This window comes from Archangium violaceum (assembly GCF_016887565.1).
GTDB lineage: Bacteria > Myxococcota > Myxococcia > Myxococcales > Myxococcaceae > Archangium > Archangium violaceum_B.
Map to the genome: position 1 here is coordinate 10837840 of NZ_CP069396.1, position 12684 is coordinate 10850523.

Consider the following 12684-nt stretch of genomic DNA (forward strand, 5'->3'; position numbering starts at 1 on the left):
CGCAGGCGGCCCTCGCCCGCTCCCCCGCACCTCGGGGAGCCAACCTTCCCTCCTCTAGATGTCCGCGCGCCGCAGATCTCTCGACAGCTCGGCCAGCCGGGCCTGCCGCTGGGCTTCGGAGCCGAACGGCACCCGCGCCATGTCCTCCTGGGCGGCGCGGGCGACGCGGGCCACCCCATCCAGGGCGATGACCCCCACCTCGAAGGCATCCATCGCGGCCCCCACGTAGGTGTCGAAGAAGAAGATGCGCTTGTCGCGCCACTGTTGGCGCACGGGCTCGGGGGTGTCGACCACGTCGTGGATGAACACGGCGCGCACCTGCTCCGGGTACGCCGAGAGCATCTGCTCGCCGAAGGCCACGTCGCCCTGGCCGCTGTCGCCCGTGAAGACGAAGCCGTACTCGGGATAGAGCTGGATGTAGCGGCTGAAGTTCTCGAACTTCATGGCCGCGATGCGCGCGTTGCCGAGCAGGTGGGTGAAGGCGCCGGAGAGCATCACCGAGGGGCCCACCCCATGCTCGCGCAGGGTGGCCAGCGTGCGATCCTCGATGAAGCCGAGCGGATCCGCCGGCCGCGCGCTGACGAAGGTGAGGTCGCCCTCGCGCCCGGGGATGACGCCCGGCCCGCGGTCCAGCTCGCGGTAGAACTGGAGCACGCCCGGGTACACCGTCTTCGGCGGGTAGCGCGTGTCCTTCCAGTTGGCGAGGAAGGTGTCGTCGATGTCGCTCAGCACCTTGTTCTCGCCGCTCGGGATGGCCTCCCGGAAGATGTGCGCGAGGATGTCCTGGCGGAGGGCGTCGTCATCCACGTCGTGGAAGAGGAGCTGCTGCAGGTCGTGGTAGCTGCCGCGGCCGTCGAGCAGGTTCTTGAACTCCGTCAGCTCGCGGCCATGGAGCCCGAGGAACAGCTCGCGCACCCGGCGTTCGAAGGTCTGGGGGGTGTAGCCCCTCTGGAGCGCCGCCACGAGTGTGGCGCGCAGCGGCAGGCTCAGCTCGCGCGCCCGCTTCACGCACAGCAGGTCCAACAGCGTGGTGAGGTTGTCCGGGCCGACGACGCGGTCATCCACGTCGGAGAGCAACCGGTTCAGGTCCACGTTGAGGAGGAGATGGTTGAGCTCGGCGGTGGTCGCGTCGGCGAGCAGGTCCAGGATGCGCCGCTCGTCGTTCCGGTCGGTGTGACCGGTCATCAGGGAGCGGAGCGTCTGAAGTTTCAGGGCCACGGCTGTGATGTCCACGCCGCGAGATTACCGCGATGAGCGCGTGCCATCACCTTCTGGCGATGAAGTCCTGGAGGTCCGCGGGCAGGGGCGAGTCGAAGGACACGGTCTGCCCCGTGCCCGGGTGGGGGAAGGAGATATGCGCGGCGTGCAGGGCGTGGCGAGGCAGCCGCAGCTTCACCCAGGCCTCGGGCTCCAGGCAGTGCTTGCTGAAGCGATCGAAGTAGCCAGGGTCCGGGCCGTACATCTTGTCACCGACCAGGGGGAAGCCGACCTCGCGCAGGTGGATGCGTATTTGATGCTGGCGCCCCGTCTCCGGGTAGCAGCGCAGCAGGGAGAAGGGCTGGCCGTCATGGGAGAAGCGCTGGAGCACCTGGAAGCGGGTGCGGCTCTCCTTGCCCTCCACGGGGTCGATGCGCACGGCGATGCGGATGAGCTCGGTGCCCTCGGCGATGGGGGCGTCCACGCGGAAGGAGTCCTCGGGGGGGTGGCCCTCGCAGATGGCAAGGTACTCCTTGTGCACGTCGCGGGAGACGAAGAGGCGCCCGAGGACGCGGCAGGACTCGGTGGTGCGCCCGCAGACGACGAGGCCGCTCGTCTCGCGGTCCAGGCGGTGGGCGGGTTCCGCGAAGGCCTCGCCGAAGCGCTCGCGCAGGAGGGAGACGAGCGTGCCCTTGTGATAGCGGGCGGTGGGGTGGATGGGGAGCCCGGCGGGCTTGTCGAGCACGAGCAGCCAGTCGTCCTGGAAGAGGGCGGTCAGCTCGGTGGGCGTCTCCGGCTCGGTGCTGGCGGGGCGGCGGATGCGGAAGGTGAGGCCCGGGTAGACGGGTGTGGAGGGCTTGAGGCGGCGCTCCTCGCACAGGACGCCGCGCTGGATGATGCCGTGGAGGCGCTCGCGCGGGAGGCGTCGGATCTTCTCGGAGAGGTAGCGATCCAGCCGCCAGCCCGCGTAGTTGGGCTCGACGACAAATGGAATGTCGACGTAGCCCTCGGGTGCCTCGCCGATGGCCTGGGAGATGTCCTCGCTCGTGTCTCGCATGCGACAGCGCGGGCTTAACACAGAGGGAGGACCGCTTCCTCCCCCCGCCCGGCTGCTCCCTGCTCGGGAGGGAGGGGCGAGCCCCTCAGCGATCGACGCGCGAGGACACCTCGAGGGTGAACGGGTCCACGGCCTGTCCGCCCGCGGCGGTGCCCACCACCCGGAGCACGAGCGGCCCGGTGGAGACGCTCTTCATCGAGTGGAGGGTGAGTGTTCCCCGGGTCTCTCCGGCGGGCACGGTGAGCGGCTCCGCGGAGATGCCCTCGGGGAGAGGGTCGACCGTCACGCGGACCTCCTGGGTGAAGCCCTCCGCGCGCACGAGGGACACCGGCACCGAGCTCTGGCCCCCCGGGAGGATGGACACCTGCTGGGGGACCGAGAGGGAGAAGTCCGGGGTGGCCACGGGCGGCTCGAGCACCACGAGGAAGCAGGGCTGGCCGGCCATGGCGCTCGAGTTGTCGGAGTGGGCCTCGACCATCAGGAGCGTGGGCCCCCGGAGCGCGACACCTGGCGCCGCGGAGAGGACACCGCGCGCGGTGAGGCGCCCCGTGCCGTCCATGATGATCTCCTCGGGGGAGAGCGAGAGTCCCTCGGGAAGCGCGGGCAGACGGACCCGCATCCTCCAGAGCTGCTCCTCCTCGCTCTGCCCCATGCGGAGGAAGCCCGCGGAGAAGGCGGTGGAAGAGCCGGGCTCCAGTGACACCGTGTGACAGCGCTCGGTGGTGATGACCTCCTGGAGCGGGGGCGGTGCGCAGGCCAGGGAGGCCCCCAGCAGGACCGCCCCGAGCAAACACCTGGACGACGAGAGCACGCGCGGCCCTGCCATGTGAATCTCCCGGTCTTCGACTGTCGCCTCTAGCCGGCGGCGCGCCGAGGCGTCCGCCCCACCCCGAGGAACTCCTCGTACACCTGGGCGATGCGCTCTCCGGAGCGCCCGTCCCACAGGTCGGGGACACGGCCCTTCTTCTCCTGACCATCGAGGATGCGCTCGGCGACCTGCTGGATGCGGGCCGGCTCGGTGCCCACCACGAGGTTGGTGCCGACATCCACGGTGATGGGACGCTCGGTGTTCTCGCGCACGGTGAGGCAGGGAATGCCCAGCACGGTGGTCTCCTCCTGGAGGCCACCGGAGTCGGTGAAGACGAGCCGGGCCTGCGAGGTGAGCGCGAGGAACTCCAGGTAGCCCATGGGGTCCACCAGGCGCAGGCCCGGGGTGCGCGCCAGCGACGCCTCCAGCCCCGTCTCCGCGATGCGCTTGCGGGTGCGCGGGTGGACGGGGAAGACGACGGGCAGCCGGTGGGACAGGTGGCCCAGCGCGGACAGCAGCCCCCCGAGCACCTTCGCGTCATCCACGTTGGAGGCCCGGTGCAGCGTGCACACCGCGTAGCCGCGCGCGGTGAGCCCCATGTCCGCGAGCGTGGAGAGCTTCAGCGCCTTCTCCCGGGCCGCCAGCAGCGAGTCGATCATCACGTTGCCGACGAGCCGGATGCGCTGCGGCTCCACGCCCTCCCGGATGAGGTTGGCGTCCGCGTCGGACGAGGGCGTCAGCAGCAGGTCCGCGATGCTGTCGGTGAGGATGCGGTTGATCTCCTCGGGCATGGCGCGGTCGAAGCTGCGCAGGCCCGCCTCCACGTGACCGATGGGGATGCCCATCTTCACCGCCACGAGCGCGGCGGCCAGGGTGCTGTTGACGTCTCCCACCACGGAGACCAGCTCCGGCTTCTCGCTGGCGAACACCTTCTCCAGCTCGATCATCAGCCGGGCCGTCTGCTCCGCGTGACTGCCGGAGCCGATGCCCAGGTGGATGTCGGGAGCGGGCATGCCCAGGTCCGTGAAGAAAACGTCGCTCATCTTCACGTCGTAGTGCTGGCCGGTGTGCACCAGCTTCTGGGCGAGCACGCCACGCTCGGAGATGGCCCGGTGGATGGGCGCGACCTTCATGAAGTTGGGGCGCGCCCCAACGATATGGAGAACCTTCTTCATGGTGGCGGGAAGCTAGGCATGCCCCCCCGACTGCCTAGTGCCCCCCGCCCGCGGGTGCCTGGTGGCGTCTTGAATCTGATAGACAGGCGACGCCATGTCCTCGCACCGCACCCTCGCCGTCATTCCCGCCCGCTACGCCAGCACGCGCTTTCCCGGCAAGCCCCTGGCCCTCATCGCCGGCCGGCCGATGATCGAGCACGTCTGGCGCCGCTGCCAGGAGGCGCGCGTCTTCGACGAGGTGGTGGTGGCCACCGATGACCCGCGCATCCAGGAGGCGGTGGCGCGCTTTGGCGGCACGGCGGTGATGACGTCGCCGGACTGCGCCACGGGCACGGACCGGGTGGCCGAGGTGGCGCGGGCCCGTCCGGAGGTGGACGTCTGGGTGAACGTCCAGGGCGATGAGCCCCTGGTGGATCCGGATTCACTCCGGGTGCTGGCGGGCCTCTTCGCCGACCCGCAGGTGGGGATGGGCACGCTGGTGCGTCCGCTGGATGCCATCGAGGCGGAGAGCCCACATGTGGTGAAGGCGGTGCTGGCGCTCAACGGGGACGCGCTCTACTTCAGCCGCAGCACCATCCCCTTCCTGCGCGAGCCGGGGGTGGTGGAGCGCTGGGCGCACCTGGGGCTGTACGGCTACCGGCGCGAGACGCTGCTGCGGCTGGCGGGCCTGAGCGCCACGCCCCTGGAGCAGGCGGAGAAATTGGAGCAGCTACGAGCCCTGGAGCACGGCATCCGGATCCGCTGCGGGAAGGTGGCGGGACGCACGGTGGCGGTGGACGTGCCCGAGGACGTGGCCCGGGTGGAAGCGGTGATGCGCGGCTGAGCCCGCCCGCCTACCGCGCGGGCATTCGTGCGGCGAGTCGCGTCCCGCGCTAGTCTGCGTCCGTGTCCGACGCCCCCAAGAAACCCCAGTTCTCCCGCGTGACGTTCCGCCGCCTCATGGGCCTTGCCCGGCCCCAGGCGCGCAGACTTCTCGCCGGCACCTTCTTCCTGCTGCTCGCCAGTGGCATGGGCCTGCTGTACCCCAAGGCCATCGGCTACATCGTCGACGAAGCGCTCGGCGCCAAGGACCACGGCATCATCGACAAGGCCGCCATGGCCATGGTGGCCGTCTTCCTCCTCCAGGGCGTGGCCATGGCCCTGCGCTTCTACCTCTTCACCACCGCGGGCGAGCGCGTGGTGACGCAACTGCGGCAGGACCTCTTCGCCAGCCTCATGGGCCAGGAGGTGGCCTTCTTCGACGAGCGCAAGACGGGTGAGCTCACCAACCGCCTGGCCTCGGACACCACGGTGCTGCAGAACACCGTGAGCGTGAACATTTCCATGGGGCTGCGCAACGCGGCGCAGGCGCTGGGTGGCATCGCGCTGCTCTTCTACACCTCGCCGGTGCTCACGGGACTGATGCTGGCCATCGTGCCGGCGGTGGCGGTGGGGGCGGTGACGTACGGGCGCAAGGTGCGCGGGCTCTCCAAGGAGGCGCAGGACGCGCTCGCCGCCGCCAACGAGGTGGCCGAGGAGAGCCTCTCCGGCATCCGCACCGTGCGCTCCTTCGCCGCCGAGCGCCACGAGGTGGAGCGCTACCGCAGCACCACCGAGCGCGCCTTCGACGTCGCGCGCCGCCGGGTGAAGCAGTTCTCCTTCTTCCTGGCCGGGGCCTCCTCGGCCGGCTACATCGCCTCGGCGGTGGTGCTCTGGTACGGCGGCCGGCAGGTGCTCGATGGCAGGATGTCCGTGGGCAGCCTCACCTCCTTCCTCATCTACTCGCTGATGGTGGCCTTCGCGTTGGGCGCCCTGGCGGACCTCTGGGCGGACTTCATGCGCGCCTCCGGCGCCGCCGAGCGCGTCTTCGAGCTCATCGACCGAACGCCCGCCATCCCCTCCTCGGGTGGCCAGCGCCTGCCGTCCGTCCAGGGCCGCGTCGACTTCCAGGGCGTGCGCTTCGCCTACCCCACGCGCCCGGACGCCCCGGTGCTCCAGGGCATCGACCTGGCGCTCGCCCCGGGCGAGGTGGTGGCCATCGTCGGCCCCTCGGGCGCGGGCAAGTCCACCCTCGCCGCGCTTCTGGCGCGCATGTATGACCCGCAGAGCGGGCGCGTGCTGCTGGATGGACAGGAGCTGCGCTCGTTGGATCCCGAGTGGCTGCGCCAGCAGGTGGGAACGGTGGCGCAGGAGCCGATGCTCTTCGCCTCCTCCGTCGCGGACAACATCCGCTACGGCCGCATGGACGCCACGGACGCGGAGGTAGAGGCCGCCGCGCGCGCCGCCAACGCGCACGACTTCATCTCCCGCTTCCCCGAGGGCTACCGCACCCTGGTGGGCGAGCGCGGCGTGCAGCTCTCCGGTGGGCAGAAGCAGCGCATCGCCATCGCCCGCGCGGTGCTCAAGAACCCGCGCCTGCTGGTGCTGGACGAGGCGACGAGCGCGCTCGACGCGGAGAGCGAGCACCTGGTGCAGGAGGCCCTGGAGCGGCTGATGAAGGGCCGCACCACGCTCATCATCGCCCACCGCCTGTCCACGGTGATTGGCGCGGACCGCGTGCTGGTGCTGGAAGGGGGCAAGGTGGTGCAGAGCGGCAACCACGCCGCGCTCATGGGCCAGGAAGGCCTCTACCGCCGCCTGGTGGAGCGTCAGTTCGTGGCCGCCTGAGGAGCGCCCGCCCTCCCGCCCGCTCCCCTTCCGGATTCACTTTGTGGGGCAGCCCACATGGCGCCGCCGAAAATCCCTCATTAAGTAAGGGGCCGCAGAAAGGAGGTGATGCCTTGACCGACAGCAAGAGTCAGGCGTCCACCTCCGCTCGTATGGCGCGCTGAAGAAGCCACCGTGCGGCGGAAGTGAGATGCCATGCAGTTCGGGCCCGCCCGTTTCGCGCACCCCACCAAACACTGGGGCCGCGGGACGGGCGGGTCCTTTTTTGCCCGAACCTCGGGAATGCGCATGCAACGGACCTGTTGCACGCCGGGGGGGAACGGCCCGTTCATCCGCAGGAGGCCCTGACCTTGTCCATCACACCTTGCCCGAGCCCTCTGCCCTCCGCGCTGCGTGACGAGTCGGCGGTGGAGGCCCAGCGCAATCTGTTCTGCTTCAGTTACGACGCCTGTCTGCACCTCGCGGTGAAGCGCGGCTGGGACGGCTGGACGTGCCGCCACTGCCCGCTGCGCGAGCAGCGCGACAGCGAGCCCAGGGCCCGGGACTACGCCGAATCCCGTCCGCGGACCCAGGGGCAGGATTGAGATCCGTCCCTTGCTGGACTTCCGGGACCAGGCGGCCGTCCGCGCCGCCTGACAGAATCATTGACGCACCCGGGGTCTCTTGGCAGGAAGGGTCATGCGCTCCAAGAAGACCAAGTTCATCTTCGTGACCGGCGGCGTCGTGAGCTCGCTGGGCAAGGGGCTCGCCTCTGCATCCATTGGCGCCCTGCTCGAGAACCGCGGGCTCGACATCACGCTGCTGAAGCTAGACCCGTACATCAACATCGACCCGGGCACGATGAGCCCGTTCCAGCATGGCGAGGTCTTCGTCACCGACGACGGGGGCGAGACCGACATGGACCTGGGTCACTACGAGCGCTTCACCAACGCGAGGATGTCCCGGCTCAACAACTTCACCTCCGGGCGCATCTACCACGCCGTCATCCAGAAGGAGCGCCGGGGCGAGTACCTGGGCAAGACGGTCCAGGTGATTCCGCACATCACGGATGAGATAAAATCCTGCATCCGCCAGGCGGCGCAGGGCATGGACGCCGTCATCGTCGAGGTGGGCGGCACCGTGGGCGACATCGAGTCGCTGCCCTTCCTCGAGGCCATCCGGCAGATGCGCTACGACGTGGGCAGCGGCAACGCCGTCTACATGCACCTGACGCTGCTGCCCTACATCGGCGCGGCCGGCGAGGTGAAGACCAAGCCCACCCAGCACTCGGTGATGAAGCTGCGGGAGATCGGCATCCAGCCCGACTTCCTCATCTGCCGCACGGACCGGGAGATTTCGCGGGAGCTCAAGGACAAGATCGCCATGTTCTGCAACGTGGACAACGGCAACGTGTTCACCTCGCCGGACGTGAAGAGCATCTACGAGCTGCCGCTGGAGCTGCACCGTCAGGGCCTCGACGAGCGGCTGGCCGAGACGCTCAACATCTGGACGCGCGCCGCCCGGCTGGACCGCTGGGAGGACATCATCCGCAAGGTGTACTCGCCGGGCCGGGGCGAGGTGAAGGTGGGCATCGTCGGCAAGTACGTGGACCTCAAGGAGAGCTACAAGAGCCTCAACGAGGCCCTGCTGCACGGCGGCATCGCCAACGACGTGAAGGTGGACCTGCACTTCGTGGACTCGCAGGACGTGGAGGACAAGGGTCCCGAGGCGCTGCTCTCCGGGGTGGACGCCATCCTGGTGCCCGGCGGCTTCGGGGTGCGCGGCACCGAGGGTAAAATCACGGCGGTGCGCTATGCCCGGGAGAAGCGGGTGCCCTTCTTCGGCATCTGCCTGGGCCTGCAGATGGCGGTGGTGGAGTTCAGCCGCAACGTGCTGGGCCTGGCCGGGTCCAACTCCCTGGAGTTCAATGAGCACACCCCGCATCCGGTGGTGACGCTCATGGAGAGCCAGGTGAAGGTGCAGGACAAGGGTGGTACCATGCGTCTGGGCAGCTACGCCTGCGCGCTCAAGCCGGGCTCGCTCGCGCACAAGCTGTACGGGGAGGACGTCATCCACGAGCGGCACCGTCACCGGTACGAGGTCAACAACGCCTACCGCGGCCGGCTGCAGGAGGCGGGCCTCGTCGTGTCCGGGCACAACCCCGAGCTCAACCTCGTGGAGATGATCGAGCTGCCGGACCACCCCTACTTCATCGGCTGTCAGTTCCACCCGGAGTTCAAGAGCAAGCCCTTCGCGCCCCACCCGCTCTTCTCCGGCTTCATCCGCGCGGCCCTCACGCAGCGTGACGCGGGGAGGACCCAGGCATGAACCAGAGCATCAACCTGTGCGGCTACAAGGTCGGCCCCGGCCAGAAGCTCTTCGTCATCGCGGGCCCGGACAGCATCGAGTCCGAGGACATGGCGCTGCGCCACGCGAAGCTCCTCAAGGAGCTGACGAGCCGGCTGGGCGTGCCCTATGCCTTCAAGTGCTCCTACGACAAGGCCAACCGCACCAGCGGCAAGTCCTTCCGGGGGCCCGGCCTGAAGGAGGGCCTGCGCATCCTCGACCGGGTGAAGCGCGAGGTGGGCGTGCCCATCCTCACGGACGTCCACGAGACGAGCCACGTGGGCCCCGCCGCCGAGGTGGTGGACATCATCCAGATTCCCGCCTTCCTCTGCCGCCAGACGGACCTGGTGGAGGCGGTGGCCCGCACCGGCAAGGGCGTCAACCTCAAGAAGGGCCAGTTCGTGGCGCCCAAGGACATCGTCCACTCGGCGCGCAAGGCCGTGGAGGTGGGCAACCCCAACGTGCTCGTCACCGAGCGCGGCGCCACCTTCGGCTACAACAACCTGGTGGTGGACATGCGCGGCTTCGCCCAGATGCGCGAGGCGGGGCTCGTCGTGTGCTTCGACGCCACCCACTCCGTGCAGCTGCCCTCCTCCGGGGATGGGCAGACGGGCGGGGAGCGCAAGTTCGTCTCCCTGCTGGCGCGCTCCGCCGCCGCCGCCGGAATAGACGCGCTTTTCACGGAAGTGCATGAAGACCCGGACCGTGCCCTGTGTGACGGTCCCTGTTCGCTCAATCCCCAGATGTTCGAGGACGTGCTACGTCAGGTGCTGGCCATCCGGCGTGCGCTGGGGCACGAGCCGGGGTGAAGTGAAACGAAACCGTGGGGAGGGAGTCCGAGGGGACACGACATGACGGAGCTGCCGCCAAAGCCGAACAAGGACGAGCTGACGGAACGCGCCTCCCGCGTGCGTCTGCTCGTGTTCGACGTGGACGGCGTGCTCACGGATGGCGGCCTCTACTACGGTGATGGCGGCGAGGTGATGAAACGCTTCGACGTCAAGGATGGTCACGGGCTGGTGATGGCGAGGCTGGCGGGGTTGCGCACCGCCATCCTCACCGCGCGCTCCTCCTCCATCGTGGAGGTGCGCGGCCTCGAGCTGGGCGTCACCGCCGTGCTCCAGGGTCGGAAGAACAAAGCAGCGGGTTTTCGTGAACTGCTGGCGCAGCTCGAGGTCTCCCCTGAGGAGTGTGCCTATATGGGGGATGACATCAACGACCTGGGTCCCCTGGGGATGGCGGGTCTCTCGGCGTGTCCCGCGGATGCAGCACCCGAGGTACGCCAGGAAGTGCATTATGTGGCTCGGAGCCGGGGAGGACACGGCGCCGCGCGTGAGCTGGTGGAGCTCTGCTTGAAGGCCTCGGGCCAATGGGAGGCCACCGTTCAACACATGAGAGACCCTGATGCCCTACAAGCTGTCAAGTTGTGAAATCGAAGAATTTTCGCTTCCCGCTTAGGTGTCTTATCCTATGAAGGCCGGAAGCCAGCCAGCAGTGCAGAGTGAGGGGAGTTCGATGACGGATCAGCTCTACACGACCCACGACATCAGTCGGTTGCTCCAGGTGGACCCGTCCACGGTGAGCAAGTGGATCGACCGCGGCATCCTCATGGCGTTCCGGACGCCGGGTGGTCACCGGAGGGTCCGCTCGGCCGACCTCCGCACCTTCCTCATCACCCACCAGATGCCGGTGCCCGAGGAGCTGGGCAGCAGCACCGTGCGCCTGCTGGTGGTGGATGACGAGCGGCAGGTGCTCGATGCCATCAAGCGTGCCTTCAAGCCCTACGCGAACCAGGTGGAGCTGCAGACGACCACCAGCGGCGTCGAGGCGCTGCTGCTGGTGAGCGAGCAGAAGCCGCACGGCATGCTCATCGACCTGAACATGCCGGACATCGACGGTATCGAGGTGTGCCGCCGCATCCGCGCCCGCAAGCAGATGGAGGGCGTGCGGCTCATCACCATGACGTCCGCCCACTCGCCCGAGGTGGTGGAGCAGTCGAAGCAGGCGGGCGCCGTGGCGTGCCTGCCCAAGCCGCTGGACGTGCAGCAGGTGCTCGACCTGTTCCGCGTGCCGCTGGCGCTCGGGGCCAACACCGCCGTCAAGCGCTAGCGCGCCAGACGACGGAAGCGGCGAGGCGTCTCCACGGGGCCCGTTCCCAGGCTCCGTGTGAGGGCGCATCGCCGCTCGTGTATGCCGCGTGCATCGTCAACGGCTCGGGGACGAGTCCCCTCTCGGGAACCCGTCCCCACCGGCTGGGATGCATCACCTCTCCGCGTCACATCTCAGCTGTTGACCTTCACCTCGACCACGCGGGGGCGGGACTCCTCGCGCCGCGGCAGCGTCAGGGTGAGCACGCCATTGTCGTAGCGGGCCTCCACCTTGGACGCGTCCACCGTGCGGGGCACCACGAAGGTGCGGGCGTACACGCCGAAGCTGCGCTCCAGGCGCCGCGCGCCCTCCTTGTCGGAGCGCTCCGTCTTGCGCTCGGACTTGAGGGTGAGGGTGTCGTTCTCCACCTTCACCTCGATGGCCTTGGGGTCATGCCCCGGCAGGTCCACCTGCAGGGTGATGCCCTCGGCCGTCTCGTAGATGTCCGCCGGCGGCACGAGCTCGCGCGAATCAGGGCGCAGGGACAGGTCACGGAAGAGCTGGTCGAACTCCCGCGCCATCAGGGGGCCCAGGGCGACGGCACCATTGCTCACGGCGAACGGATTCCAACGGGTCTGCATGGACGTCTCCTCATCGCGTCGCACTCCGGACGGAGTGACGGCGCGTCTCTCGACTGGGTTTGAACGGTTGTTTCCACCGCGCCGAGCCCTCGTTGCTTCGGGCCCGGCGCCTCTCACAGCTTCAAGAGAACCATGCTTTGAAACGTGTCAAGGCGACGCGCCGCGGGCCCATTCCGGCCGGCTCAATCGTCCTCGCGCCCCAGGTGGACGGACACCTCTTCCCCCTCTCGGCAGACGTACACCACCCATGGCCGGCAGCACACCGGGCAGTCCTCCACGTACGTCTCCGAGGAGGGCCCACCGGGGTCCACCGCCACCTCCACCTCCTCGCCGCAGTAGGGGCACAGCTGCGTCTGCTCGTCCGCGAAGGGCTGCATCAGAAGTCTCCTCCCTGGTTGGGGGCCGGCCAGGCGAGCAGGGGCCGGTCAGCGGCCTCGCCCTGTCGCCAGCGATCCACCCGGGGACGCAGGCCGCCCACGTCCACGCCCTCGCAGACGGGAGGCAGGGACGCGAGCCGGTCCAGCGCGCGGGAGAAGAGCGTCCACGCCCCCCGGGCATTGCCCGCGTCCCGCTTCAGCCAGCCCGCCGCCACGAGGATGAGGCCCTGGAGGAGCAGCCGGCGTGGGCCGCTCTCGTGTGTCCAGGCCTCCTCCCAGGCCTCATGGGCCTCGAAGAAGTGCCCGGCGTTGAAGAGCGCCACCCCTTCTGCCAGGCAGGTATCGAATCCTCGCGGCATCGAACGCGACT

General features: G+C 69.0%; 14 protein-coding genes. 7 read left to right on the forward strand and 7 right to left on the reverse strand.

Annotated features, from left to right (window positions below; all coding sequences use genetic code 11):
* Positions 1–54 precede the first annotated feature (54 nt).
* From JRI60_RS43090 to wecB, 4 genes are all read right to left on the reverse strand, one after another.
* Positions 55–1233 carry a phosphatase domain-containing protein gene (locus tag JRI60_RS43090; RefSeq protein WP_239470063.1) on the reverse strand — a complete coding sequence of 393 codons (1179 nt, stop codon included), beginning with the start codon at positions 1231–1233 and terminating at the stop codon, positions 55–57.
* A 31-nt stretch (positions 1234–1264) separates the two neighbouring features.
* On the reverse strand, positions 1265–2254 hold the full coding sequence (locus tag JRI60_RS43095; protein ID WP_204221881.1) for an RluA family pseudouridine synthase: 990 nt from the start codon (positions 2252–2254) through the stop codon (positions 1265–1267).
* Between the two features lie 85 nt (positions 2255–2339).
* Positions 2340–3080 carry a hypothetical protein gene (locus JRI60_RS43100; protein ID WP_204221882.1) on the reverse strand — a complete coding sequence of 247 codons (741 nt, stop codon included), beginning with the start codon at positions 3078–3080 and terminating at the stop codon, positions 2340–2342.
* A gap of 29 nt (positions 3081–3109) precedes the next feature.
* A complete protein-coding gene (gene wecB / locus JRI60_RS43105) occupies positions 3110–4237 on the reverse strand; it encodes a non-hydrolyzing UDP-N-acetylglucosamine 2-epimerase (protein WP_204221883.1) in 1128 nt (375 codons plus the stop codon).
* Between the two features lie 94 nt (positions 4238–4331).
* On the opposite strand from wecB, the gene kdsB reads away from it, so the two are divergent.
* The 7 genes from kdsB (at position 4332) to JRI60_RS43140 (ending at position 11317) form a co-directional block, all read left to right on the forward strand.
* Positions 4332–5060 carry a 3-deoxy-manno-octulosonate cytidylyltransferase gene (kdsB, locus tag JRI60_RS43110; protein WP_204221884.1) on the forward strand — a complete coding sequence of 243 codons (729 nt, stop codon included), beginning with the start codon at positions 4332–4334 and terminating at the stop codon, positions 5058–5060.
* A 116-nt stretch (positions 5061–5176) separates the two neighbouring features.
* Positions 5177–6883: an ABC transporter ATP-binding protein gene (locus JRI60_RS43115; RefSeq protein WP_204229342.1), complete on the forward strand. Its 1707-nt coding sequence runs from the start codon at positions 5177–5179 to the stop codon at positions 6881–6883.
* 350 nt (positions 6884–7233) lie between these two features.
* Positions 7234–7467 carry a hypothetical protein gene (locus JRI60_RS43120; protein WP_204221885.1) on the forward strand — a complete coding sequence of 78 codons (234 nt, stop codon included), beginning with the start codon at positions 7234–7236 and terminating at the stop codon, positions 7465–7467.
* A gap of 94 nt (positions 7468–7561) precedes the next feature.
* Entirely contained in the window at positions 7562–9190 is a 1629-nt protein-coding gene (locus JRI60_RS43125; protein ID WP_204221886.1) for a CTP synthase, read from the forward strand.
* A complete protein-coding gene (gene kdsA / locus JRI60_RS43130; protein ID WP_204221887.1) occupies positions 9187–10017 on the forward strand; it encodes a 3-deoxy-8-phosphooctulonate synthase in 831 nt (276 codons plus the stop codon). Before JRI60_RS43125 ends, kdsA begins: the two co-directional genes overlap by 4 nt.
* A 42-nt stretch (positions 10018–10059) precedes the next feature.
* Complete coding sequence (locus tag JRI60_RS43135; protein ID WP_204221888.1) at positions 10060–10638, forward strand: KdsC family phosphatase; 579 nt, start codon at positions 10060–10062, stop codon at positions 10636–10638.
* Between the two features lie 85 nt (positions 10639–10723).
* Positions 10724–11317, forward strand: coding sequence for a response regulator (locus JRI60_RS43140; RefSeq protein WP_204221889.1), 594 nt, complete (start codon positions 10724–10726; stop codon positions 11315–11317).
* Between the two features lie 173 nt (positions 11318–11490).
* Here JRI60_RS43140 and JRI60_RS43145 read toward each other — a convergent pair whose 3' ends face one another.
* From JRI60_RS43145 to JRI60_RS43155, 3 genes are all read right to left on the reverse strand, one after another.
* Complete coding sequence (locus JRI60_RS43145; protein WP_204221890.1) at positions 11491–11937, reverse strand: Hsp20/alpha crystallin family protein; 447 nt, start codon at positions 11935–11937, stop codon at positions 11491–11493.
* Positions 11938–12119: 182 nt separating this feature from the next.
* Positions 12120–12314 carry a CPXCG motif-containing cysteine-rich protein gene (locus JRI60_RS43150; protein WP_204221891.1) on the reverse strand — a complete coding sequence of 65 codons (195 nt, stop codon included), beginning with the start codon at positions 12312–12314 and terminating at the stop codon, positions 12120–12122.
* Complete coding sequence (locus tag JRI60_RS43155; protein WP_204221892.1) at positions 12314–12673, reverse strand: DUF309 domain-containing protein; 360 nt, start codon at positions 12671–12673, stop codon at positions 12314–12316. The genes JRI60_RS43150 and JRI60_RS43155 overlap by 1 nt, the downstream gene beginning before the upstream one ends.
* Between the last annotated feature and the right edge of the window lie 11 nt (positions 12674–12684).